This is a genomic window from Paractinoplanes rishiriensis, from assembly GCF_016862375.1.
In the GTDB taxonomy this organism is placed as follows: Bacteria; Actinomycetota; Actinomycetes; order Mycobacteriales; family Micromonosporaceae; genus Actinoplanes; species Actinoplanes rishiriensis.
This window is the reverse complement of the sequence record NZ_BOMV01000051.1, coordinates 84,667-107,053: the sequence shown is the minus strand read 5'-3', so window position 1 is coordinate 107,053 and position 22,387 is coordinate 84,667. Positions and strand designations below refer to the sequence as shown.

Genomic DNA, 22,387 nt, shown 5'->3' with positions numbered 1-22,387 from the left:
GCGCCCGGGGTCCGGGCGTCTGCGCAGGTGACCGGCGTGCGCGCGTCAGCCGGGTGCGCCTCGGCGCGAGGGTCGGGCGCGGCAGGGGCGGGTGGTGCCGGCGGGGGTGGGTCGGGGAGGTCTGCGTCGGTGGTGGCGTCCGGCATCGGAGGCTCCGTCTCGGGGTCCCTCAGCGCGAGCTCCGCGTCCGCGCGTGGGCGCGCTTGACGCTCGGGCGGCTCGCGACGCAGCGGGCCGGAAGCTCTGTGACTTTCCTACGCCTTTCGGGCACGTCCGTCTATCAGGTTTCGGCTCCTTGAGAGTTGAGGGGGTTTAGCGGGTTGAGCATGTCGTGCAGGCGGGCCGCCTGCTTTTCCCAGCGCCACTCGCGCTCCACCCAGGCGCGGCCGGCTGCGCCCATCGCTCGGGCTCGGGTGGGGTCGGCCAGCAGGTCGGTGAGGCGGGCGGCCAGGGCGGGCACGTCGCGGCCGCCCACCACGTAGCCGGTTTCGCCCTCGCGGACCGCGTCGGGGGCTCCGCCGGAATCGCCGCCGACCACCGGCAGGCCGACCGCGGACGCCTCCAGGTAGACGATGCCGAGGCCCTCCACGTCCAGGCCGGCGGCTCGGGTGCGGCACGGCATCGCGTACACGTCGCCGGCCGCATAGTGCTCGGGCAGCTCGGCCCAGGGCACCGAACCGGTGAACACCACATCGGACTCGACGCCCTGGTCGCGGGCCAGCCGTTCGAGTTTTTGGCGGTACGGGCCGCCGCTGACTAGCAGCAGCGCGGCGCCGGGCACCCGGCGGCGGATCGTCGGCAGGGCGCGGATCAGCATGTCCTGGCCCTTGCGCGGGACCAGCCGCGAGACGCACACGACCACCGGGCGATCGGACAGGCCGTGGCGTTTGCGGACCTCGCTGCCGTCGACCCCGGGGTGGAACGCGTCGACGTCGACGCCGGGCGCCAGCCGCTCGAGGTCGGTGAGGCCGGCCAGCGCCCGGTCGAGCCGGGTGCGCTGGAATTCGCCGAGGTATGTCACCACGTCGTTGCCCCGGGCGATGCGGCGCAACAACTGGCGGGCGCCGGGCAGCGCGGCCCAGCCGATCTCGTGGCCGTGGGTGATCGCGACCGCGCGCTCGACACCGGCCGACCGGCGCAGGCCGTCGGCGAGCAGGCCGAGCGGTGCGGCCGCGCCGAACCAGACCTTGTCGCAGCCGTGCTCGCGGGCCAGCGCGGCGGCCCGTCGCGCCACCGCGGGCGTGGGCAGCAGCACCCCGGTCTGCTCGCGCACCACCTCGAACGGCTGCTCGGCGTCGAATTTCTCGGCGCCCTTCCACGTCGAGGCGTAGACCACCAGCGAGCCGGCCGGCTGCCGGACCGCCAGGTTGTGCACGAACTGCTGGATGCCGCCGTGCCGGGGCGGGAAGTCGTTGGTGACGAGCAGCGTGCGTCCCATCAGCGGGCCCCCCGGGCGAAGGCGCGAGCCGCCGCCATCCGTTCCACCGTGGACGGGTGTGAGGCGAAGATGATGTGCTCCCAGGCCGGCGGGTCGGGATCGGACAGGTTGACGGAGCCGAGGCGGCGCTGCATGGCCTCGAACGTGGCCGGGTCGCCGGTCAGCCGCAGCGCGTGCTCGTCGGCCCGGGCCTCGATGCGCCGGGAGACGAACGCCTGGGCCGGCCCGGCTATCAGCCCGGCCACCGTGACCACGGCCAGCATCAGACCGATGGCCCGCGGATCGGCGATCGAGTCGACCCCGGCCCGGCTCAGCAGGCCGGTCCACGCGCCGAGCAGGTAGAGAGCGATCACCGCGGTCGCCGTGCCGAGCGCACCCAGGACGGTGCCGGTGAACACGTCGTTGTCCTTTGCGTGGCCCAGCTCGTGCGCCACCACCGACACCACCTCGTCTCCGGTGGCCTCGGTCAGCATGGTGTCGTAGACGACGATCCGGCGGGTCGGGCCGAGGCCGGACACGTACGCATTCACCGCCCGGGTGCGCCGGGATGCGTCGGCCACCAGCACGTCGCGGACCGGCACCCCGTCGCGGGCGGCCAGCTCGATCAGCTCGGTGCGCAGCGGACCGTCGGCCATCGGGGTGAACTTGTTGAACACCGGCTCGACCAGCACCGGCAGCACGAACGAGAGCAGCACCACGAGCCCGGCCGCACCCACCGCACCCAGCGCCCACCACCAGCGCGGCGCGAAATGCGTGATCGTGTAGAAGCCGAGCAGCGCCAGGCCGCCGATGACCGCGCCGACCGCCCAGGATTTCAGCAGGTCGGCCGTCCAGCCGCCCCACGACTGGGTGGAGATGCCGTAGCGGACCATGATCGTGTGCCGCCAGGCGGCGAGCGGCAGCGTCACCACGTCGGCCACCAGCACCACGGCCAGGCCGCCGAGCAGCGCCTGAGCCACCCAGTTGCCGCCGAACGGGCGCCCGGCCTGGGTGACCAGCCAGGACCCGAGCGGGGTGAGGCCGAGCACGAGGGCGACCAGCAGGCCGAGGGCCATCCCGGCGTACGAACCCGGCCGGAGCTCGCCGCGGAACTCGCGGGCCCGCTCGACCTGCTCGCGGGGCAGCAGGCCGAGGGCGTCGAGCTGGTCGGTGCGCGGCGCGGGTGGCCGCTGCCACGGGACGGTGACCGCCGCGAACACCACGAGCAGCACGACCAGCAGCACAAAGGTGCCGATTGCCCAGGCTCGTGGCGTCATCCGGACATCCTAGAGAGGGTCACGCCACGTCGCGGCGGCGCGGGAGCATCGGCACCACGACCGGCGGATCCGGTGTCTCGAGCAGTTCGACCTCGAAGCCGGCCAGCTCGAACGTCTCGATCGCCCGCAGCTCGCCGGGCGTCAGGTCGGCGATGCCGTCGGGCGTGTCCATCAATGCGCTGACCAGGCAACCCCGGCACGCGTCGGACACTCCGGCGCAGCGACCGCAGTCGACGATCATTGCTCCTCCTCACCCGGGTGGAGACGACCACCATCGGTAACCGTCACGCTAAGCGAGGGGTACGACAAAAATTCGTCAGCTGCGGGCCAGCCTGCGCAAAAGCGAGTCGGCGCCCATCGGGTACGCACCGTGGCGGCGCACCCCGTCGGCCACCTCGCGGTCGGAGGAGATCACCACGATCGGCCGGCCGGCCGGTTCGGCTCGGACCAGTTGCCGGATCAGCTCGTCGGCGGTGTCGCCCTTGCGGGAGAAGAGCACGCGTACGCCGCGCGGCGTCGGCGGCAGCCCGTGCACCCGCTCGGCACCGTCGAAGACCACGGTGACCTCGTCGCCGGTCTGCGCCGCGATCCCGCCGAGCCCGGTGATCAGGCGTTTGCGCTGCTGTTCGAGGGACATCTCGGCGAAACCGCGCTTGGTCACGTTGTAGCCGTCGACGATCAGGTGCGCCCGGGGCAGGGCCAGCAGCTGGTCGAGCCGGCCGGGGTCGTCGGTGTCCTGGGCGCGGGCCCGGGACCGCTCCGGCGAGCCGGGCCGGTCGGCCGCGGCGTCCGCCACGAAGTCGGCCGGCAGCTTGTCGGCCGGGCCGAGGGCGAGCTCGCGGCGCAGCCCGGAGGCGGCCTGCCCGATCGTCTCGATGAGCAGCCAGAGCCGGGCGTCGTCGGCGGCCCGGGCCTCCTTGGCGCTCTGCTTGCCGGTGGCGGCCAGCCCCTCCGCCTCGGCCAGGCGCGTCTTGAGACGGCGTACCTCGGCATCGTGATCGGCCGCAATGCGCGACGCGCGTCCCTTTTCCGTGGCCAGCAGGTCGCTCGCGCGCTTTTGCGCGGCCTGCGACTCGCGCAGCGCCTTGGCCGTCGCCCGGGCCTCCTCGCGCAGCTGGCCGAGCTCCTCGCGGACCCGGGCCAGTTCGTCGCGCAGCTTGTCGGCCTCGACCTTGGCCACCGCCCGGTCGTGCTCGGCCCGTGCGACCCGATGCTCGGCGTCCCGGATCTGGCCGGCGATGGCGGCGCTGTCGGCCTCGGCCCGGACCACGTCGCCGGTGCCCTCGATCAGCTCCCGCCAGCCCTCGGGGCGGCCCAGGTAGGCCAGGGCGGCCACCTCGATCGGGTCGGCCGCGGCCGGTGCCACCCCGCTGGCCACCGCGGCGCCCAGATCACCCGCGTCGGCCACCACCCGGGTGCTGATCCGCTGCCGGAACAGCGGGTCGGCGGCGAGCTGGGCGGCGATCTCGCGGCCGCCGAGCCGGGCCCGGCGGTTGGGGGCGAACCGGGCGACCCGGCGCAGTGCCACCGGGATCTCGTCGCCGGGCAGGCCGGGCAGGGCCGCCGCGGCCAGCGCCGTGATCCGCTGCCGGACCGGTTCGGGCAGAACCGGCTCCGGCACGAACTCCGCATCCTGGACCGCCGCCTCCTCATCGGGGCGGTCGCTGGCGAACGCGGGCTCGGACATCTACCTATTCTCACACCGTGGGCAGAGGAAAAGCTTGTCGAAGCAAGTGATCTTTTCCGGCCGGGTGCCCGTTTCTGTCGTACCCCTTCTCTAATCTCCCCGCCGTGGCACAACCTGCATATGTCCAGGGCACTCTGGACACGCTCCTGACCGCCGACGGCTCGGTCGATCCGGCGGCGTTGTCGCTGGCCGACACCACTTTCGTGGTCCTCGACCTGGAAACCACCGGCGGTGCTGCCGACGGCGCCGGGGTCACCGAGGTGGGCGCCGTCAAGGTCCGCGGCGGCGACGAACTGGGCGTCTTCGCGACTTTGGTCAACCCGGGCGAACGGATTCCGGCGTTCATCACGGTTCTGACCGGCATCACCGACGCCATGCTGGCTCCCGCGCCGCCGATCGAGGCGGTGCTGCCCAGCCTGCTCGAGTTCCTGCGCGGCTCGGTCCTGGTGGCGCACAACGCCCCGTACGACGTCGGTTTTCTGAAAGCCGCCTGTGCCCGGCACGGCTACACCTGGCCGCAGGTCCGGGTGCTCGACACGGCCGCGCTGGCCCGCCGGGCGCTGACCCGCGACGAGGTGCCCAACCGCAAGCTGGCCACGCTCGCCCAGTTCTTCCGCTCGTCGGTGCAGCCCACCCACCGCGCCCTCGACGACGCCAAGGCCACGGTCGACGTGCTGCACGGGCTGATCGAGCGGCTGGGCAGCTTCCGGGTGCACACGCTGGGCGACGCGATCGAGTTCGCCCGCGCGGTCACCCCCACCCAGCGGCGCAAACGCCACCTGGCCGACGGCCTGCCGCACGCGCCGGGGGTCTATGTGTTCCGCGCCGCCGACGACCGCGCGCTCTACGTCGGCACCTCGAAAGACATCGCCACCCGGGTCCGCAGCTACTTCACCGCCAGCGAGAAACGCGCCCGGATCTCCGAGATGCTGGCCGCCGCCACCCGGGTCGAGGCGGTGGAGTGTGCCCACTCCCTGGAGGCCGAGGTCCGCGAGCTGCGGCTGATCGCGAGCCACTCCCCGCCGTACAACCGCCGGTCGAAATATCCCGATCGGGTGGTCTGGCTCAAGCTCACCGCCGAGGCCTACCCCCGCCTGTCGGTGGTCCGCCGGCTGGTCGACGACGACGCGGCATACCTGGGCCCGTTCTCCTCGCGGCGGGTCGCCGAGCTGGCCGCCGCGGGGGTCTACGACGCGGTCCCACTGCGCCAGTGCGGGCACACCCTCTCGGTGCGCACCCCGACGCCGGCCTGCGCCCTGGCCGAGATGGGCCGCTGCCCGGCACCCTGCGAACACAAGATCACCCCGGAGGACTACGCGATCACCGCTGCCCGCCCGGTCCGCACCGCGATCCACGGCGACCCCGAGCCGGTGGTCCGCGCCCTGATGGGCCGGATCGACGTGCTCTCCGACCGCCGCCGCTACGAGGAGGCCGCGGTGCTCCGGTCCCGGCTGATCGCGCTGCTCCGGGCCACCGTCCGCATGCAGCGGCTGGCCGCGATCACCCGGCTCACCGAGGTGGTGGCGGCCCGCCGGGACGGCATCGGCGGGTGGGAGATCGTCGTGGTCCGGCACGGCCGGCTCGCCGCCGCGGCCACCTCGCCGCCGCGCGAGCATCCCCGGCCGACATTGGATGCGGTACGCCTCACCGCCGAGACGGTCCTACCCGGACCGGGTCCGGTGCCGGCCGCCTCGGCCGAGGAGACCGAACGCATCCTCGCGTGGCTCGAACGCGCCGACACCCGCTTGGTGGAAACCTCCGGCGACTGGGTGTCACCGGTTCGTGGCGCCGCGCGGTTTACTGCCCTGCTCAACCGGGCTGAGGCCGCTGCTTCGGGCAAAGACTCGGCCGTTCGCTCATCGGTAACTGACCGTTCGGATGACGCTCGCTCGCTTAGGCTGTAAGGCAAGTGAATTCTCCGGGCGCGGTTCGGGTGACTTCACGGCGATTTGCCAGGCGGCACGCGCGGCTTCCCTCGGGCTCCGCGCGACCGAGCGGTGAGGGGGTGTCCAGTGGACGTCGACGCCGGCCACGGCGCCGCCCTTGGACGTGCCCTCCCGACCCCTTCACCGGCACCAGACCTGACGCTCTCCCAGCGACTGCGGTCCTTTCTGAGCTTTCCGGGCAACGACGACGACCCGGTCTCGCGTCTCACCAAGACGCACCGCGGCATCCACCCCTCGGCCGACCCCGGCGTCCTGCGCCGCGGCTACGCCATCGCGGAAAACATGCACCGCGGGCAGATGCGCAAGTCCGGCGACCCCTACATCACGCACCCCCTGGCGGTCGCGCAGATCTGCGCCGAGCTGGGCATGGACACCACCACCCTGGTCGCGGCCCTGCTGCACGACACGGTGGAGGACACCAGCTACACACTCGAGGCGCTGCACAGCGACTTCGGACCCGAGGTGACCCACCTGGTCGACGGCGTGACCAAGTTCGACAAGGCGTTCTACGGCAAGGCGGCCGAGGCCGAGACCATCCGCAAGATGATCGTGGCGGCCGGCAAGGACGTACGCGTCCTGGTGATCAAGCTCGCCGACCGGCTGCACAACATGCGTACGCTCGATGCCCGCTCCCCCGCCAGCCGCGCCCGGATCGCCACCGCGACCCTCGACGTGCTGGTGCCCCTCTGCGACCGGCTCGGCATCCAGGCCCTCAAACGCGACCTGGACGACGTGGTGCTGTTCCACCTCGAGCCCGACTCGTACGCGCGGATCGACGACCACGTCCGCAACCGGCCCGGCTGGAACGAATACCTCGCCGAGGTCAGCAGCAAGGCCCGATCAGCCCTGCGCCGCCAGCGAGTGACGGCCGAGGTCACCCCCCGGCCCCGGCACTACTACTCGATCTGGAAGGACACCGTGGCCGGCGGCCATCCGGTCCCGTTCGACCTTCCCCGCATCGCCGTCGTGGTCGACGGCCCGCCCACCGACTGTTACGCGGCGCTCGGCGCCATCCACGGCCAGTGGCGCCCGGTGGCCGGCCGGTTCAAGGATTTCATCGCCTCGCCGAAAAACAACCTCTACCGCTCGCTGCACACCACCGTGACCGGCCCGGACGGGCGCCTGGTCGAAGTGCTGATCCGCACCGAGACGATGCACCGCTACTCCGAGTACGGGGTGGCCACCAGCTACCGCTACCCCAAGGTCGCCGACACCGCCGACCCGTCCGGCGCCGACCAGTTGTCCTGGCTCAAGCGGGTGCTGGAGTGGCAGGAGGACACCACCGACGCGGCCCAGTTCCTCGCGTCGCTGCGGTGCGACCTGGCCGAGGCTCAGATCACCGTCTTCGCCCACGGGCAGGCGTTCGAGCTGCCCAGCGGATCCACGCCGGTCGACCTGGCCTACGAGCTGGGCCCGCAGCAGGGCGACCAGTGCCTGGCCGCGACGATCAACGGCCGGCTCGCCCCGCTCAGCTCGCCGCTGCGCGACGGCGACGTGGTCGAGATCTTCTCGGAGACCGACGGCCACGTCGAGGTCGAGCCGAACGCGCCCCGCGGCCCCCGCAAGGAGTGGCTCGGCTTCGTCAAGTCCAGCCAGGCGCAACTGCAGATCAACCGCTACTTCGACGACAAGAACGAGCCCGGCATGAGCATCGCCGACAAGGTGAAACTCGGCCGGGCCACGATCGGCCTGACCCTGCGCAAGCACGACCGCGGCCTGGCCAGCGAGGTGCCGCTGCGCCGGCTCGCCGAGGAACTGGGCTACCCCGACCTGGAGACCATGCTGGTCGCCGTCTGCGAGCGCAACCTCGAACCGGACGCGGTCGTCGAGCAGCTCATCGCCCTGGTCGACCACCCCGACTAGGGGCACCGCTAGCCTTGCTTACGTGAGTCTCCCTCGGCGGTTGCGTGGCCTGGCATATCAGGTCTTCTATTCCCTTCCGGGGCACACCCGCCATCGGCTGGCCCGCCTCGTCGCCCCGAAATACCTGGTCGGCGCCGTCTGCATCATCCGCGACGCGGACGCCGAGGACGGCCCGCTGCTGCTGATCCGCCAGCCGCCCAACCGCGGCTGGGGCCTTCCGGCCGGCCTGCTCAAGAAGCGTGAGGATCCCGCGGTCGGCGCGGCCCGCGAGCTTCTCGAGGAGTCCGGCGTACGCCTCGACCCCGCCGACCTGACCCCCGGCGTGCCCAATGCGATCGTCCACATGGCAGGCGTGGTGGACACGGTCTGGTTCGGCTCCGTGCCGGCGTCCCGGACCACGCTGCGCGTCGACGGCGGCGAGGTGCTGGAGGCGGCCTGGTTCCCGATCGACGATCTCCCCCCGCTCACCGTCAACACGGCCCTGCTGCTGGGCCGCTACGGCATCGGACCGAAGGCGTGACCCCCAACCACGTCTGCGCCGTCATCCTCGCGGCCGGCGAGGGCCAGCGCCTGCGCCCGCTGACCGCGACGGTCCCCAAGGCACTGTGCCCGGTCGGCAACGTCCCGTTGCTCGACCACGCCCTGGCCCGGGTGTCCGGCCTGGGCCTGTCCGGCCCGGACAGTGTCGCGGTGAATGCCGCCTACCTGGCCGGCCAGATCGTCGCGCACGTCGCCGCGCGTACCCGTCTCTCGGTGGAGCCGGACGGCCCGCTCGGCACCTCGGGCGGGCTGGCCCGCCTCAAGACCTGGGTGGACGGCCGCGGCGTGCTGATCGGCAACGCGGACGGTTACCTGGCCGACCCCGCCCGCGAGCCCGGTAAGGACATCGCGATCCTGCTGGAGGGCTGGTCCGGCGAGACCGTCCGGATGCTGACCCGTCCGCTGCCGCCCGGCCAGAGCGGCGGTTTCGGCGGCCGTCGCTTCGCCGGTTTCTCGCTGCTGCCCTGGCGCTACGTCCGCGATCTTCCAGAGACCAAGGCAGAGCTGGTACGCACGGCGTGGCGTCCCGCCGAGGCGGCCGGCGAGCTGGAACTGATCGGCTTCGACGGCACCTACATCGACACCGGGACGCCGGCCGACTACCTGGCCGCCAACCTGCACGCCGCCGCGGGCCGGACCGACCCCACCGCCGAGGTCACCGGCACGGTCACCGAGTCGGTGATCGGCCCCGGGGCCCGGGTCGCCGGCTCGGTGACCCGCTGCGTGGTCTGGCCCGGCGCTGTGGTCGCGGCCGGTGAAGTTCTGGTCGACGCCATCCGCGCGCCCGGCAACCTCACGGTCCAGGTGTGACCGCCCCGGCCGCGCCGTTAGCATGGTCGCAGCCCAAACCCGCTCTCACCGTCGAGGAGCCCCCAAGGTGAACACCGCGATCGTGCACATCGACTGCGCCACCGACTCGATCCCCGAGGTGGCCGAGGCACTGGCCGCCCTCGACGGCGTCAGCGAGGTCTACTCGGTGGCCGGCAACGTCGACCTGATCGCGATCGTCCGCGTCCCGCACTTCGACGACATCGCCGAGGTGATCGCCGGCAAGATCTCCAAGACCGAGGGCGTCCTCAACACCGAGTCGCACATCGCCTTCCGCGCCTACTCGAAGCACGACCTCGAGGACGCCTTCGCGATCGGCCTCCCCGCCGCCGACTGACCCTCCCCCCGGGCGCAATCACGCAAAAGCCATGCCACCTTGGATGGCGCCCCCGGCCGAGCCCCGCTGCCCGCGACGGATGCCGCTTGGCGCGGCGCGCGCGGGATGCGGGAGCAGGGCGGCGAAAGGGCCCGCCGTGTGGGCGGGCCCTTTCGAATGGTGCTGAGATCAGCGGCCGGAGGTGATCTCCTCGCGCTCCTCGCGGCCGGAGACCGGCGGCATGCCGGGTGAGACCGGGGCCTCGGCCGGCTTCTCGACCGGGAAGAAGAAGCCCTTCACGGCCGGGGCCAGGGCGCCGACCCGGTTCATCTTCTTGGGGACCACCCAGCCGCCGTACTCGAGCGGGATCGGGTGGCCGTGGTCGTCGACCGGGCCGAGCGGCTGGTGGACCTCGATGAACTGGCCGTTCGGCAGGCGGCGGATGATGCCCGTCTCGACGCCGTGTGCCAGCACCTCGCGGTCGTGTTGCTGCAGGCCCAGGCAGATCCGTACCGAGATGTAGTACGCCAGCGGCGGCAGCACCAGCAGGCCGATCCGGCCGGCCCAGGTCATCGCGTTCAGGCTGATGTGGAACTTGTCGGCGATCACGTCGTTGCCACCGGACAGGGTGGCCACGATGAAGAACGTGAACGACATGGCGCCGATACCGACCCGCTCGGGGTTGTCGCGCGGGCGCTCCAGCAGGTTGTGGATCTTTTTGTCCTTGAGGCGCCGGGCCTCGATCCACGGGTAGAACATCGGCACCGTGGTGAGCGCGCCGAGGCCGACTACCGCGGGCCAGAACAGCGGCGGGATGCTGTAGTCGAAGATGTAGATCTGCCACGGCGGCATGAGCCGGACCAGGCCGTCCATGAACATGACGTACCAGTCGGGCTGGCTCGCCGAGGACACCTCGGACGCCCGGTACGGGCCGAACAGCCAGATCGGGTTGATCTGGAACAGGCCGGCCAGCAGCGCCACCGTGCCGAAGACGGCCATGAAGAAGCCGCCCTGCTTGAGCGCGTACCGCGGGAACATCCGCTCGCCGACCACGTTGGTGTTGGTCCGCATCGGGCCGGGCCACTGGGTGTGCTTCTGCTTGAAGACCAGGCCCAGGTGAATGCTGATCAGCGCGAGCAGGCCACCCGGGATGAGCAGCACGTGCGCGATGTAGAACCGGCCGATGATCAGGTGGCCCGGGAACTCGCCGCCGAAGATCGAGGCGGAGACCCAGGTGCCGACCACCGGGATGGACAGCATGATCGCGGACGCGATGCGCAGGCCGGTGCCGGACAGGCCGTCGTCCGGCAGCGAGTAGCCGGTGAAGCCGGCCAGGAAGCCGAGCAGGAACAGCGTGACACCGATCGCCCAGTTCGCCTCGCGCGGCTTGCGGAACGCACCGGTGAAGAAGATGCGCGCCATGTGCACCACGATCGACGCCATGAACAGCAGCGCCGCCCAGTGGTGCATCTGCCGCATGAACAGACCGCCGCGCACCTCGAACGAGATGTTGAGCGACGACTCGAACGCCGCGGACATCATGGTGCCGCGCAGCGCCGGGTAGGAGCCGTTGTACGGGACCTCCTTCATCGACGGGTCGAAGAAGAGGGTCAGGAAGACACCGGTGAGCAGCAGGATGATGAACGAGAAGAGGGCGATCTCGCCGAGCAGGAAGGACCAGTGGTCCGGGAAGACCTTGTTGAGCAGCGCCCGGAGCGGGGTGGCCGCCTGGTAGCGCTCGTCCACACCCCGGGCCACATTGGCGGGGGCCTGCGAGAGATCAACTTTCCGGCGCTTCACGGCCGCTCCCAGAAGTCGGGTCCGACGGTGTCCTTGAAGTCGGACTTTGCCACGAAGAAGCCTTCCTCGTCCACGTCGAGCGGCAGCATCGGCAGCCGCCGGGTGGCCGGGCCGAAGATCGGCTGGGCGTTGTCGGTGATCAGGAACTGCGACTGGTGGCACGGGCAGAGCAGACGGTTGGTCTGCTGCTCGTACAGGCTCGCCGGGCAACCCGCGTGCGTACAGATCTTGGAGTACGCGACGTAGTTGCCCCACATCAGCCCATTGTTGCGCGGGTCGGCGTCGGCCGCCGCGCGGGTCTTTTCCGCGTCGTCGGGGCGGAGGTGGATCAGCAGGGTGGGCGAGTCGGCCCACTCGTTGGTGGCGCCGTGCGGGATGCCCGGGAACACCGTCAGCTGACCGCCGGTGCTCACGTCCTCGGGGCGCAGCGGGGTGCCGTCGTCGCGGGTGAGCCGCACCGGCTTGCCGCCGTTGTGCACCGGGTTGAACCCCGTGCTGAACATGATCGGCGGGTCGTCCTTGTGCGGGTTCTCGATCAGGCCACCGATCAGCGGCGCGGCCGCGGCCACGCCGAGCGGCGCCATGCCGATCGCGATCGCGCCCTTGAGCAGCGGCCGGCGCTGCACGCCCTGTGCCAGTTCGTCACCGACGAAGGCCAGCGTGTGCCCCGTGATGATCTGCTCGTCGCTGGGCGAGCCGCCGTCGTGCCGCTGCTGGATCGACACCTCGTGCGGCAGCAGCTTTTTGGCCCAGGCCAGGATGCCGAAGCCGACGCCGAACAGCGCCACCGACAGGCTGATGCCGAGCAGCGCGGTGTAGTAGTCGCTGGCGGTGTGGCCCAGCTCGAAACGCCACGGCCACCAGATGTAGAAGCCGATGAACGCGGCACCGCCCAGCCCGGAGATCAGGAACAGCAGGGCGATGTTGCGGACGACCCGCCGCTCCGCCTTGGAGTTGGTGCCCTGGAACTGCGACTCGTACGTGACGATCTCGATCTCGTCGCGCCGGGCGCCTTCCTTGACGATCTCGAACCGGGTCAGCCGCGGGTCGCTCACGTCGACCGGTTCGCGGCCGGCGTCGGTCGCATGGTCGTGCACAGCTGTCATGACTTCCCCGCAATCCAGAGCGCCACGAAGACGAGGATCGTGATGCCCACCATGAAGATGGCGACACCCTCGGTCGCCGGGCCGTACCGGCCCAGGTTGAACAGGCCGCCCGGGTCCTTGTCGTCCTGGAGCTGGACCGTGACGTAGGTGATGATCTCGCGCTTCTCCTCGGGGGAGAGCTCGTTGTCGCCGAAGACCGGCATGTTCTGCGGGCCGGTCAGCATCGCCGCGTAGAGGTGCTCGGGGGAGACGTCGTGCAGGCCCGGCGCGAACTTGCCGGACGAGAGGGCACCGCCGCCACCACCGAAGCCGTGGCAGGACGCGCAGTTCACCCGGAACAGCTCACCGCCGCGGGCCAGCGCCTCGGGGTTCGCCTCGATGTCCTCCACCAGCTCACCGGTCGGCATCTGCGGCCCGCCACCGAGCTCCTGGATGTACTGCCCCAGCTGCTTGGTCTGCGCCTTGTCGAACTGCGGCTTCTTTTCCTCGGCCTGAGCCTCCTGGCGGGTCATCGGCATGCGGCCGGTGCCCACCTGGAACTCCACCGAGGCCGACCCCACACCGATCAGGCTGGGACCGCGGCCCTCGACACCCTGGGCGTCGCGCCCGTGACAGGTGATGCAGCTGGTGTCATAGAGCTGCTTGCCCTCGATCGCGGCGGCGGACAGCTGCCGGGGCTCGTCGGCAAACGCGCCGGGTGCGAACGCGGTGTATACGCCGCCGGCGAGCGCGAGCGCTGCCAGCATGCGGGCGGCCGCCCCGATCCGCCGACGGACCCGGCTCGGCGCGGAGCGCCGCGGGGTGAAGAACCCCCAGCGGAGCCTCCCAAACCGAGACCGCCGACCGGCAGGGGTGTCTGAAGTCATCAGCTGTGTCCCTCTGGTTTTTGACCTGAACTCTCGGACGCCGGCCCCATCACTGCAGCCAATAGATCATGGCGAACAGCGCGATCCACACGACGTCCACGAAGTGCCAGTAGTACGACACGACGATCGCCGAGGTCGCCTGCGCCGGGGTGAACCGGCCCATGGTCGTACGGATCATGAAGATGATGAAGGCGATCAGACCGCCCGTGACGTGCAGGCCGTGGAACCCGGTGGTCAGGTAGAACATCGAGCCGTAGCCGTCGGCGTTGAGCGCGATGCCCTCGTGCACCAGGTGCCGGTACTCGTTGACCTGGCCGAGCACGAAGATCAGGCCCATCACGAACGTGATGGTGAACCAGCGCCGCAGCCCGAACACGTCGCCCTTCTCCGCCGCGAACACGCCGAGCTGGCATGTCACCGAGGACAGCACCAGGATCACCGTGAACGTCGTCGCGTACGGGATCTGGAGCTTGGGGGTGTGTTCTTCCCACATGCTGTAGTCCGCCGCACGGATCGAGAAATACATGGCGAACAACGCCGCGAAGAACATGAGTTCACTGGAGAGCCACACGATCGTGCCGACGCTGACCATGTTGGGTCGGGTCAGCGAGTGGATCCGGCTCTTGTCTATGGCTGAGGCCGCTGTCACCGGCTCATTATTGCCCCGCGATCAGTCCAACGTGCCGCGGGGGGTGGAATCCGGCACGTGTCGCAGCCCGGTAGAACGTCCGCGACGGGGGTGGGCCTAGCCTCGAGAGGTGCAGCTCGCCGAAATGCCCACGCCGGCGCTCGCGGCCGGGGATACTGGACTACCCCCGTTCACCGCCAGTGTGATCTTCACGCAGCTCCACCTGACCAGCCTGATCGCTCTGTTCCTGCTGGTGGCTGCCGCCCTGTACGGCTACGGCGTGTATCAGCTGCGAGCCCGCGGCGACCACTGGCCGGTGGGCCGCACGGTGGCCTTCGTGGTGGGTGGGCTGGGCTCGATCGCGGCGGTCTCGGTCACCGGCATCGAGGCGTACGACAGCTCGCTGCTGTCCGTACACATGGTCCAGCACATGGTGCTGTCCATGGTCGGGCCGATCTTCCTGGCCCTCGGCGCGCCGGTCACGCTCGCCCTGCGGATCCTGCACGGCGGCCCGCGCCGCACACTGCTGGCCGTGCTGCACAGCCGGGTCGCCCGGGTGCTGACCTTTCCGCTGGTCGCGTTCGGGATCTTCGTGGCCAACCCGTTCGTGCTCTATTTCACCGGCCTGTACCGGCAGACCCTCGAACACGGCTGGTTGCACGAGGCCACGCACGTGCACTTCATCCTGACCGGCTGCCTGTTCTTCTGGCCGCTGCTCGGCCTCGACCCGCTGCCCAACCGCTGGCCGTACCCGGGCCGGGCGCTGCTCATGGTGCTGTCGGTGCCGTTCCACACCGTGCTGGGACTGACCATCATGCAGAGCCGGACGCTGCTCGCCGGCGACTACTACCCGAGCCTCCAGCTGGGCTGGGTCGACCCGGTCGACGACCAGGTCACCGCGGGCGGCGTCCTGTGGGCCGGCGGCGAGATCGTGAGCGTCACCATGCTGGGCATCCTGGTGTTCCAGTGGATCAAGCAGTCCGAACGGGAGGCCCGCCGGATCGACCGCGCGCTGGACCGGGCCGAGGCCGAGGAAGCCAAGGCCGCCGCGGTCCGACCACGGTCGGACGCGGAGTAATCGTGTTCGGTACGATCAGCGGGCTACTTCGCCCACCCAGACGGACTGGAAGCGCAACCATGAGCGACGCAAACGCGACTCCGGAGCCGGAGACCTTCACCGTCCTGCTCTACAGCGACGACAGCGCGGTCCGCGACCGGATCCGGCTGGCCATCGGCACCCGCCCCGCCGCCGACCTGACGGTCGAGTTCGTCGACGCGGTCACCTGGGAGGACTGCCGTGACCTCCTGGACAAGTACGAGATCGACCTGATGGTGCTGGACGGCGAGGCCTCGCCCGCCGGCGGCCTGGGCATCGCCCGGCAGACCAAGGACGAGTACGCGACTCCCCCGCCGGTCTGCGTGGTGCTGGCCCGCGCCGCCGACCGCTGGCTGGCGGCGTACGCGCAGGTCGACCAGACCCTGACCTACCCGCTCGACCCGGTCACCACGGGCCAGACGGTGGCCGCCATGCTGCGCGCCCGCCGCGGCGGCGCCATCCCGCTGGGCACGCTCGGCACGCTCGGCTGACCTTCCGCTCCACCAGACCACCTACCGACCCCCGTAAACCCCCCACGGAGGCCCGCCATGGGCGCACGCACCTGGCCGAACCTGACGAGCGCCCTGCTGCGCGGCGAGGATCTCGCGACCGCCGACACGGCCTGGGCGATGGGCGAGATCATGGCGGGCAACGCCACGCCGGTGCAGGTCGCCGGCTTCGCGGTGGCGCTGCGGGCCAAGGGCGAGACCCCGGTCGAACTGACCGGTCTGGTGGACGCCATGCTGGCCAACGCCACCCTGGTCGAGCTGCCGGAAAAGATCCGCACCGACGCGGTGGACGTGGTCGGCACCGGCGGCGACCGGGCCAACACGGTCAACATCTCCACGATGGCCGCGATCACCGTGGCCGCGGCCGGCGTCACCGTGGTCAAGCACGGCAACCGGTCCGCGTCGTCCACCACCGGCACCGCCGACCTGCTCGAACACTTCGGCATCCCGCTCGACCTGGGCCCCGAGGGGGTGGCCCGGACGGTCGCCGAGGCGGGCATCGGCTTCTGCTTCGCGGCCCGGTTCCACCCCGGCATGCGGCACGCTGCCGTCACCCGGCGCGAGCTGGGCGTGCCCACCTTCTTCAACATGCTCGGCCCGCTGACCAACCCGGCCCGGCCCACGTCGGCCATGGTCGGCTGCTTCGACCTGCGGATGGCCCCGGTGATGGCCGGCGTGCTGGCCGGTCGCGGCGACTCGGCCCTGGTGGTCCGTGGCGAGGACGGCCTGGACGAGTTCACCACGGCCGCGCCGTCGCGGCTCTGGGTGGCCCGGGAGGGCACCGTCGAGGAACTGGTGATCGACTCCGTCGAGCTGGGCCTGCCCCGCAGCCAGCCGGCCGACCTGCGCGGCGACAACGCGGCGTTCAACGCCGACGTGGCGCACCGCACCTTCGCCGGCGAGAAGGGCCCGGTGCGCGACGCCGTAGTCCTCAACGCCGCGGCGGCCTTCGCGGCGCACAGTGGCCTCCCCGGCGACCTGAGGGAGACGCTGCGGGCCGGAATAGCCCGGGCCCAGGAGACGATCGACTCCGGCGCCGTGACGGCTCAGCTGGAGCGCTGGGTGGCCGCGGCGCAGGAGGCCAAGGCCGCCGAGTGACAGATTCGCGGCGGACACGCCGCGCGAATTACTCCGCATTGCCGGATTTCCGTGCGACGGTCTGAATGACATTCGGGTAATTCCACCTCCCGCGAAGAGAGGAGCCACCCGTGTCCGATCGCGAACTGCGCTGTGTCATCTGTGACGGCGACATGATGTTCGAGGTGCCGCCCTGCACGGACGGCCACGACGACTGCCCTGAACTGGTCTGCACCCGCTGCGGTGCGGCCGAGGTGGTCGCCCCGATCGTCGTGCACCTGTGGTTCAGCCCGTACGGCAAACGCAGAGCCGTCGCCCCGCAGCAGCGCCGCGCGGCAGCCTAGAACAACAAAGCCCGCGCCCCGAAGGGCGCGGGCTTTGGAAAAATCCTCAGTGCTCGGCGGTGTGCCGGGTGCCCGAGTAGTACTCGAAGAGCATCGCGCTGGCCGAGACGATCACCAGGATCAGGCCGAGCGCGATCAGCCACCACATCCAGAACACCAGGCCGATCGCGGCCACCGAAGCCGACAGGGCGATGCCGAACGGCCAGTAGCTGCCCGGGCTGAAGAAGCCGATCTCGCCGGCGCCCTCGGCGATCTCGCCGTCCTCCCGGTCCTCCGGGCGTAGCTCGATCCGGCGGGAGACGAACCAGAAGAAGCCGCCGCACATCGCGCAGAGCAGTCCGGAGAGGATCAGCGCAACCGTGCCGATCCACTCCACGTTGCCGGCCTCGCCGTGCGTCCAGAAGCCGTAGAGGGCGGCCACCGCGAAAAGGAACCCGGCTACGCCGGCGAAGATCTTGTATTCGGTCTTCACTGCGTGTCCTTTACTTCGCGGCCGCGGTGTTGGGCTGGTACCAGTTGCTGCCCTGGCGGCGGGTCTCCAGCGGCGCGGTGGTCGTGGCGTACGCCTGGGCGCCGGTGAAGCCGATCGCCTCCATCGCCTGCTGGGTGGTGGAGCCGCGCTTCTTGGTGTCCAGGAAGGTGGTGAACTTGTCGGCCGAGACCACGACCATCTCGAACTGCATGTAGGCGTGATAGGTGCCGCAGAGCTCGGCGCACCGGCCGACGTAGCGGCCCTCCTTGTCGAGGGTCACCTCGAAGACGTTGCGCACGTTGCCCGGGAACACGTCCCGCTTGAACAGCAGCTCGGGCACCCAGAACGAGTGGATGACGTCCCGTGCCGTCTCCTCGAACCGGATCTTCTGTCCGACCGGGACGACCAGCAGCGGGATGACGTCGGCCGAGCCGACCGTCGAGGCCACGGTGCCGGCGTCCGGGCCGATCCCGTCACGGTAGTTGAACTGCCACTGCCACTTGAACGCGACGACCTCGACGACCTGGTCGGGGTTCTTCGACAGCTTGTCCACGTCGGTCTGCACGATGGCGGTGTAGTAGAACAGCACGGCGACCACGAGGATCGGGGTGACCGTGTAGAGCACCTCCATCGGCATGTTGAACCGGGTCTGCACCGGCAGCTCATCGCCGCGCTTGCGGTACCGGATGATGCACCAGAAGATCAGGCCCCAGACGAAGATACCCACGACCAGTGCCGCGATCGTCGACGCGATCCACAGGTCGTACATCTTGTGTGCCTGGAGGCTGATGCCCGGCCCCGGCCAGCCGAAGTGGCCGAACGCCTTGCCGACGCTCTCCAGTGAACAGCCCGAGAGCAGCATCAGCAGCGACGTGCCGCCGAGTCCGAGCCCGGCGATCCGGGCTGCCGCTCGCGGCCGTGCGGCCGAACTCTTTGCGCCCACCTGCTTCTGCCTCCTTAGCAGCGCCGCCCCGCCCGGAACGTAGGGCCACCCTAAATCGGACAGCGGGCGGCAGAGCGTCACCGACGGTCGCACACTACTCGACCAGGCCCTACCGGCCCGTTGCGGGGTCGGATCTTCGACCGCCGGCGAGTACCCCTCAACAACCGGACGATACCGTTCGCGGGGTGGAATATACGGGCGTTCCCGCCGGTGCGGCGGCATACCTCGACGCGGCGAGCGCGGCTCCACTGCATCCGGTGGCCGCCGAGGCACTGGTTGCCGCGCTGGCGGACGGCTGGGCCGACCCGTCCCGGCTCTATTCCGCGAGCCGGCGGGCCCAGCAGCTGAGAGACGCGGCCATGGCCGCATTCGCCGAGGCATTGGCGGTACGCCCGGACGAGGTGTCGATCTGGTCCTCGGGCGCGGCCGCGGCGCAGGCGGCGGTGCTCGGCGCGCTTGCCGGACGGCGGCGTCAGGGTGACACGCTGGTGCACTCCGCGATCGAGCACTCGGCCGTGCTGCACGCCGCGACCCGGGCCGGGCGCGCCGTCGAGGTCGGAGTGGACCGCCACGGCCGGCTCGACCTGGCCGCCTGGGACGAGGCGGTCTCGGCGCCCGGCACGGCCCTGGCCGCCCTGATCAGCGCGAGCCACGAGGTGGGCACGGTGCAGCCGGTGGCCGCCGCGGCAGATTGTTGCGCCGAGGCCGGCGTGCCGCTCTACCTGGACGCCGCCCAGTCGGTCGGCCGGCTCCCGGTGCCGCCGGGCTGGTCGCTGCTGAGCGCGAGCGCGCACAAGTGGGGCGGTCCGCCGGGCGTGGGCGTGCTGGTGGTCCGCAAGGGTGTGCGATGGATCTCGCCGCACCCGCAGGATGATCTTTATCGCCCCGGCGCCATCGGCGCCATCGACCTGCCGGCGGTGGTCGCGGCCGCGGCGAGCCTGCGCGCCGTCGTGGCCGAGAGCCAAACCGAGGCGGTACGCCTGAGCGCGCTGGTCGACCGGATCCGCGAGCGGGTGGCAGCCACCGTGCCGGACGTGGAAGTGGTCGGCGACCCGGTCGAGCGGCTGCCCCACCTGGTGACGTTCTCCTGCCTGTACGTCGACGGCGAGGCGCTGCTGCACGCGCTGGACCGGCAGGGTTTCGCGGTGTCGTCGGGGTCCTCCTGCACGGCGTCCACGCTGCGGCCCAGTCACGTGCTGGAGGCGATGGGCGTGCTGAGCCACGGCAACGTCCGGGTTTCGCTGCACCGCGGCACCACCGCGGACGAGGTCGACCGCTTCCTGGCCGTTCTCCCCGGGATCGTGGCCGGAATCCGGACGGAGGCCGGCCTGTGATCCCGGACGGCCCCGCGATCCTGGACTGCCTGGGCCAGAAATGCCCGCTGCCGGTGATCGCCCTGGCGCGGCAAATCGAAAAAGTCCCGCTTAACGGGGTGATTCGGGTACTAGCCGACGATCCGGCGGCCGCGAACGACATCCCGGCCTGGTGCCGGATGAAGCGGCAGGAATACCTGGGCTCCCCCGAGCCGCACGCGTTCGAGGTGCGCCGGCTCAGCTGAGGTAGGCGACCACCGGTGCGACCGGCTCCTTGGCCAGGTGCGTGTCGACGACCAGGCGCGGACCCAGGTAGGGCTCGTACTCCTGGCGGCGCTCCAGCACCCGCACCCAGTCCGGGATGCCGTCGTGGTCGCGCGCCGCGTACCGGGCCTCGACGCGGCGCCGGTGCTCCGCGTCGTCGCCGCAGACCACCTCCACGACCCGCAGCGGGACCCGGTTGCGCTCGGCCAGCTCGACCCACAGCTGGCGGGCCGCCTTCACCGGGTTGACCGCGTCGATGATCACGTGGTGGCCGATGCCGAGCTGCACCTCGGCCAGCGCCGCGACCACGCCGTAGGCGGCGAAGCCCGGGCGCGGCTCGGAAACCTCGTACCGCTGCAACGTGAAGTCGACGGTGTCGACGGCCAGCACGGTCGCCGGCAGCTCGGCGGCCACCCGCGCGGCCAGCGTGCTCTTACCGACGCCCGGCAACCCGGCGAAGACGGCTAACACCCTCGGTTCCTACGCTGGCAGGAACTGCTTGATCTCGGTGGCCGCCACGTCGCCGTACGAGTCGGCGAAGCGCTTGGCGAAGTCCTCCGCGCGGATGTCGTACTCCTGCGGGCCGACCGACTCGAGCACCAGCGCCGCCACCAGCGAGCCCACCTGAGCGGCGCGCTCCAGGCCGACCCCCCAGTGGATCGCGGCGAAGAAGCCGGCCCGGAAGCCGTCGCCCACCCCGGTCGGGTCCTCGGCCAGCACGTCCCGGGCGACCGGCACGTGGATCCGCTCGATGCCGCGGCCGGTGATCTCGACGCCGTCCTTGCCGAGCGTGGTGACCCGGACCCGGACCTGCTCGAGCACCTGGTCGCTGGTGAGGCCGGCCTTGGTCTCCAGCAGCGAGCGCTCGTAGTCGTTGGTCAGCAGGTATTCGGCGCCGCTGATCAGGGTCAGCACGTCGCTGCCGTCCATCCGGGCGAGCTGCTGCGACGGGTCGGCGGCGAACCTGAAGCCGCGGGCCCGGCACTCCTCCGAGTGCCGGATCATGGCGGCCGGGTCGTTCGCGCTGATCAGGACCAGGTCGAGGCCGCCGGCCCGCTCGTGCACCGGCGCCAGTTCGATGTTGCGGGCCTCGGCCATCGCCCCGGCGTAGAACGAGGCGATCTGGTTGAGGTCGTCATCGGTGGTGCAGACGAAGCGGGCCGTGTGCGCCACCTCGCTGACGTGCACCGAACCGCAGTCGACGTTGTGCCGCTCGAGCCAGGACCGGTAGTCGGCGAAGTCGGCGCCCACCGCGCCGACCAGAATCGGGCGCAGGCCGAGCTTGCCCATGCCGAACGCGATGTTGCTGGCCACGCCGCCGCGCCGGACCACCAGGTCGTCGACGAGGAAGGACAGCGAGACCTTGTGCAGCTGGTCGGCGATGAACTGGTCGGCGAACCGGCCCGGGAAATGCATCAGATGGTCGGTGGCGATCGAGCCGGTGACGGCGATCTTCATGGCGGCCCTTGCAGTCTGGGGAACAGGGGGTCGTTACGAACGCAGCCTACCGGCAGGAGACGCACAGAAGGCCGTCCCGTTACCGGGACGGCCTTCTGCCGAGCTGCTGCTGTTACCTGTGTCGATCAGTGGAACGAATCGCCACACGCGCAGGAGTTCTGTGCGTTCGGGTTGTCGATCGTGAAGCCCTGCGCGTCGATCCGGTCGGCGAAGTCGATGGTCGCGCCCGCGAGGTACGGCGAGCTCATCCGGTCGACCACGACCTCGACACCGCTGAAGTCGGTCACGATGTCGCCGTCGAGCGACCGCTCGTCGAAGAACAGCTGGTAGCGCAGGCCGGAGCAGCCACCGGGCTGAACGGCGATACGCAGGCGCAGGTCGTCGCGGCCTTCCTGCTCGATCAGGGCCTTGACCTTGACCGCGGCGACGTCGGTGAGGATGACGCCGGTCGGGGCGGCCGCCTCGGTCGACTCGGTGTGCGCTTCAGTGGTCACTGCATATCTCCTGCCAGGTGCGGACGTGTGCCGTACTGACCAACGCTAGCCCCATTCCCAAGGATTCCCAATCCGGGTGGCCCAGGTCACCGGCTCCCCCATCCAACCACCCCGCCACCACCCTTAACCGGACTAACGGCTCC

At 70.9% G+C, this 22,387-nt stretch carries 24 protein-coding genes; 11 read left to right on the top strand and 13 right to left on the bottom strand.

Annotated features, from left to right (window positions below; all coding sequences use genetic code 11):
- Window positions 1-280: 280 nt before the first annotated feature.
- The 4 genes from Ari01nite_RS21290 to Ari01nite_RS21275 form a co-directional block, all read right to left on the bottom strand.
- A complete protein-coding gene (locus Ari01nite_RS21290) occupies window positions 281-1,438 on the bottom strand; it encodes a glycosyltransferase family 4 protein (protein ID WP_203783072.1) in 1,158 nt (385 codons plus the stop codon).
- The gene (locus tag Ari01nite_RS21285; protein ID WP_203783071.1) at window positions 1,438-2,694 is read right to left on the bottom strand and encodes a M48 family metallopeptidase; all 1,257 of its coding nucleotides are present in this window, start codon (window positions 2,692-2,694) and stop codon (window positions 1,438-1,440) included. Before Ari01nite_RS21285 ends, Ari01nite_RS21290 begins: the two co-directional genes overlap by 1 nt.
- A 19-nt stretch (window positions 2,695-2,713) precedes the next feature.
- The gene (locus tag Ari01nite_RS21280; RefSeq protein ID WP_203783070.1) at window positions 2,714-2,935 is read right to left on the bottom strand and encodes a hypothetical protein; all 222 of its coding nucleotides are present in this window, start codon (window positions 2,933-2,935) and stop codon (window positions 2,714-2,716) included.
- A 75-nt stretch (window positions 2,936-3,010) separates the two neighbouring features.
- A complete protein-coding gene (locus Ari01nite_RS21275) occupies window positions 3,011-4,381 on the bottom strand; it encodes an NYN domain-containing protein (RefSeq protein ID WP_203783068.1) in 1,371 nt (456 codons plus the stop codon).
- Between the two features lie 104 nt (window positions 4,382-4,485).
- Here Ari01nite_RS21275 and Ari01nite_RS21270 point away from each other — a divergent pair, with 104 nt between their 5' ends.
- The 5 genes from Ari01nite_RS21270 to Ari01nite_RS21250 all read left to right on the top strand — a co-directional run bounded on the left by Ari01nite_RS21270 (window position 4,486) and on the right by Ari01nite_RS21250 (window position 9,895).
- Window positions 4,486-6,285, top strand: a complete 1,800-nt coding sequence (locus tag Ari01nite_RS21270; protein WP_203783066.1) for a DEDD exonuclease domain-containing protein — start codon at window positions 4,486-4,488, stop codon at window positions 6,283-6,285.
- 108 nt (window positions 6,286-6,393) lie between these two features.
- A complete protein-coding gene (locus tag Ari01nite_RS21265) occupies window positions 6,394-8,190 on the top strand; it encodes a RelA/SpoT family protein (protein WP_203783065.1) in 1,797 nt (598 codons plus the stop codon).
- A 22-nt stretch (window positions 8,191-8,212) separates the two neighbouring features.
- On the top strand, window positions 8,213-8,710 hold the full coding sequence (locus Ari01nite_RS21260) for an NUDIX hydrolase (protein ID WP_203783064.1): 498 nt from the start codon (window positions 8,213-8,215) through the stop codon (window positions 8,708-8,710).
- On the top strand, window positions 8,707-9,540 hold the full coding sequence (locus Ari01nite_RS21255) for a sugar phosphate nucleotidyltransferase (RefSeq protein WP_203783063.1): 834 nt from the start codon (window positions 8,707-8,709) through the stop codon (window positions 9,538-9,540). Before Ari01nite_RS21260 ends, Ari01nite_RS21255 begins: the two co-directional genes overlap by 4 nt.
- Before the next feature lie 67 nt (window positions 9,541-9,607).
- Window positions 9,608-9,895 (top strand): Lrp/AsnC family transcriptional regulator, encoded by a 288-nt coding sequence (locus tag Ari01nite_RS21250; protein ID WP_203783062.1) that lies wholly within the window; start codon window positions 9,608-9,610, stop codon window positions 9,893-9,895.
- A gap of 168 nt (window positions 9,896-10,063) precedes the next feature.
- Here the strand turns inward: Ari01nite_RS21250 and qcrB are convergent, their stop codons facing one another.
- The 4 genes from qcrB to ctaE are packed head-to-tail and all read right to left on the bottom strand — an operon-like array spanning window position 10,064 to window position 14,295.
- A complete protein-coding gene (qcrB, locus tag Ari01nite_RS21245) occupies window positions 10,064-11,674 on the bottom strand; it encodes a cytochrome bc1 complex cytochrome b subunit (RefSeq protein ID WP_203783061.1) in 1,611 nt (536 codons plus the stop codon).
- The gene (gene qcrA / locus Ari01nite_RS21240; protein ID WP_203783060.1) at window positions 11,671-12,780 is read right to left on the bottom strand and encodes a cytochrome bc1 complex Rieske iron-sulfur subunit; all 1,110 of its coding nucleotides are present in this window, start codon (window positions 12,778-12,780) and stop codon (window positions 11,671-11,673) included. The genes qcrB and qcrA overlap by 4 nt, the downstream gene beginning before the upstream one ends.
- On the bottom strand, window positions 12,777-13,646 hold the full coding sequence (gene qcrC / locus Ari01nite_RS21235) for a cytochrome bc1 complex diheme cytochrome c subunit (protein ID WP_203783059.1): 870 nt from the start codon (window positions 13,644-13,646) through the stop codon (window positions 12,777-12,779). Before qcrC ends, qcrA begins: the two co-directional genes overlap by 4 nt.
- A gap of 49 nt (window positions 13,647-13,695) precedes the next feature.
- Window positions 13,696-14,295, bottom strand: coding sequence for an aa3-type cytochrome oxidase subunit III (gene ctaE / locus Ari01nite_RS21230; RefSeq protein ID WP_203783057.1), 600 nt, complete (start codon window positions 14,293-14,295; stop codon window positions 13,696-13,698).
- A 124-nt stretch (window positions 14,296-14,419) separates the two neighbouring features.
- On the opposite strand from ctaE, the gene Ari01nite_RS21225 reads away from it, so the two are divergent.
- From Ari01nite_RS21225 to Ari01nite_RS21210, 4 genes are all read left to right on the top strand, one after another.
- On the top strand, window positions 14,420-15,352 hold the full coding sequence (locus Ari01nite_RS21225) for a cytochrome c oxidase assembly protein (RefSeq protein ID WP_203783228.1): 933 nt from the start codon (window positions 14,420-14,422) through the stop codon (window positions 15,350-15,352).
- A gap of 59 nt (window positions 15,353-15,411) precedes the next feature.
- Entirely contained in the window at window positions 15,412-15,861 is a 450-nt protein-coding gene (locus Ari01nite_RS21220) for a hypothetical protein (protein ID WP_203783055.1), read from the top strand.
- 57 nt (window positions 15,862-15,918) lie between these two features.
- Window positions 15,919-16,977 carry an anthranilate phosphoribosyltransferase gene (trpD, locus tag Ari01nite_RS21215; protein WP_203783054.1) on the top strand — a complete coding sequence of 353 codons (1,059 nt, stop codon included), beginning with the start codon at window positions 15,919-15,921 and terminating at the stop codon, window positions 16,975-16,977.
- Between the two features lie 110 nt (window positions 16,978-17,087).
- The gene (locus Ari01nite_RS21210; protein ID WP_203783052.1) at window positions 17,088-17,300 is read left to right on the top strand and encodes a hypothetical protein; all 213 of its coding nucleotides are present in this window, start codon (window positions 17,088-17,090) and stop codon (window positions 17,298-17,300) included.
- 46 nt (window positions 17,301-17,346) lie between these two features.
- On the opposite strand, the gene Ari01nite_RS21205 is transcribed toward Ari01nite_RS21210, so the two are convergent.
- Both Ari01nite_RS21205 and ctaC read right to left on the bottom strand, forming a co-directional pair.
- Entirely contained in the window at window positions 17,347-17,772 is a 426-nt protein-coding gene (locus Ari01nite_RS21205) for a cytochrome c oxidase subunit 4 (protein WP_203783050.1), read from the bottom strand.
- A 10-nt stretch (window positions 17,773-17,782) separates the two neighbouring features.
- Window positions 17,783-18,634 carry an aa3-type cytochrome oxidase subunit II gene (ctaC, locus tag Ari01nite_RS21200; RefSeq protein WP_203783227.1) on the bottom strand — a complete coding sequence of 284 codons (852 nt, stop codon included), beginning with the start codon at window positions 18,632-18,634 and terminating at the stop codon, window positions 17,783-17,785.
- A 266-nt stretch (window positions 18,635-18,900) separates the two neighbouring features.
- Here ctaC and Ari01nite_RS21195 point away from each other — a divergent pair, with 266 nt between their 5' ends.
- Both Ari01nite_RS21195 and Ari01nite_RS21190 read left to right on the top strand, forming a co-directional pair.
- Window positions 18,901-20,049 (top strand): cysteine desulfurase family protein, encoded by a 1,149-nt coding sequence (locus Ari01nite_RS21195; RefSeq protein WP_203783047.1) that lies wholly within the window; start codon window positions 18,901-18,903, stop codon window positions 20,047-20,049.
- Window positions 20,049-20,273 (top strand): sulfurtransferase TusA family protein, encoded by a 225-nt coding sequence (locus Ari01nite_RS21190; protein ID WP_203783226.1) that lies wholly within the window; start codon window positions 20,049-20,051, stop codon window positions 20,271-20,273. The genes Ari01nite_RS21195 and Ari01nite_RS21190 overlap by 1 nt, the downstream gene beginning before the upstream one ends.
- On the opposite strand, the gene Ari01nite_RS21185 is transcribed toward Ari01nite_RS21190, so the two are convergent.
- From Ari01nite_RS21185 to erpA, 3 genes are all read right to left on the bottom strand, one after another.
- Entirely contained in the window at window positions 20,266-20,763 is a 498-nt protein-coding gene (locus tag Ari01nite_RS21185; RefSeq protein WP_203783045.1) for a P-loop nucleotide/nucleoside kinase family protein, read from the bottom strand. The genes Ari01nite_RS21190 and Ari01nite_RS21185 overlap by 8 nt on opposite strands.
- 9 nt (window positions 20,764-20,772) lie before the next feature.
- Entirely contained in the window at window positions 20,773-21,750 is a 978-nt protein-coding gene (locus tag Ari01nite_RS21180; RefSeq protein WP_203783042.1) for a carbohydrate kinase family protein, read from the bottom strand.
- A 125-nt stretch (window positions 21,751-21,875) separates the two neighbouring features.
- Window positions 21,876-22,244 (bottom strand): iron-sulfur cluster insertion protein ErpA, encoded by a 369-nt coding sequence (gene erpA / locus Ari01nite_RS21175; protein WP_203783040.1) that lies wholly within the window; start codon window positions 22,242-22,244, stop codon window positions 21,876-21,878.
- Between the last annotated feature and the right edge of the window lie 143 nt (window positions 22,245-22,387).

What these genes read in the sequence shown, in the direction of transcription:
- Ari01nite_RS21290 (WP_203783072.1), bottom strand. Translation starts at nt 1,438, where the DNA reads ATGGGACGCACGCTGCTCGTCACCAACGACTTCCCGCCCCGGCACGGC.
- Ari01nite_RS21285 (WP_203783071.1), bottom strand. Translation starts at nt 2,694, where the DNA reads ATGACGCCACGAGCCTGGGCAATCGGCACCTTTGTGCTGCTGGTCGTG.
- Ari01nite_RS21280 (WP_203783070.1), bottom strand. Translation starts at nt 2,935, where the DNA reads ATGATCGTCGACTGCGGTCGCTGCGCCGGAGTGTCCGACGCGTGCCGG.
- Ari01nite_RS21275 (WP_203783068.1), bottom strand. Translation starts at nt 4,381, where the DNA reads ATGTCCGAGCCCGCGTTCGCCAGCGACCGCCCCGATGAGGAGGCGGCG.
- qcrA (WP_203783060.1), bottom strand. Translation starts at nt 12,780, where the DNA reads ATGACAGCTGTGCACGACCATGCGACCGACGCCGGCCGCGAACCGGTC.
- qcrC (WP_203783059.1), bottom strand. Translation starts at nt 13,646, where the DNA reads ATGACTTCAGACACCCCTGCCGGTCGGCGGTCTCGGTTTGGGAGGCTC.
- Ari01nite_RS21225 (WP_203783228.1), top strand. Translation starts at nt 14,420, where the DNA reads ATGCCCACGCCGGCGCTCGCGGCCGGGGATACTGGACTACCCCCGTTC.
- Ari01nite_RS21220 (WP_203783055.1), top strand. Translation starts at nt 15,412, where the DNA reads ATGAGCGACGCAAACGCGACTCCGGAGCCGGAGACCTTCACCGTCCTG.
- trpD (WP_203783054.1), top strand. Translation starts at nt 15,919, where the DNA reads ATGGGCGCACGCACCTGGCCGAACCTGACGAGCGCCCTGCTGCGCGGC.
- ctaC (WP_203783227.1), bottom strand. Translation starts at nt 18,634, where the DNA reads ATGCTGCTCTCGGGCTGTTCACTGGAGAGCGTCGGCAAGGCGTTCGGC.
- Ari01nite_RS21180 (WP_203783042.1), bottom strand. Translation starts at nt 21,750, where the DNA reads ATGAAGATCGCCGTCACCGGCTCGATCGCCACCGACCATCTGATGCAT.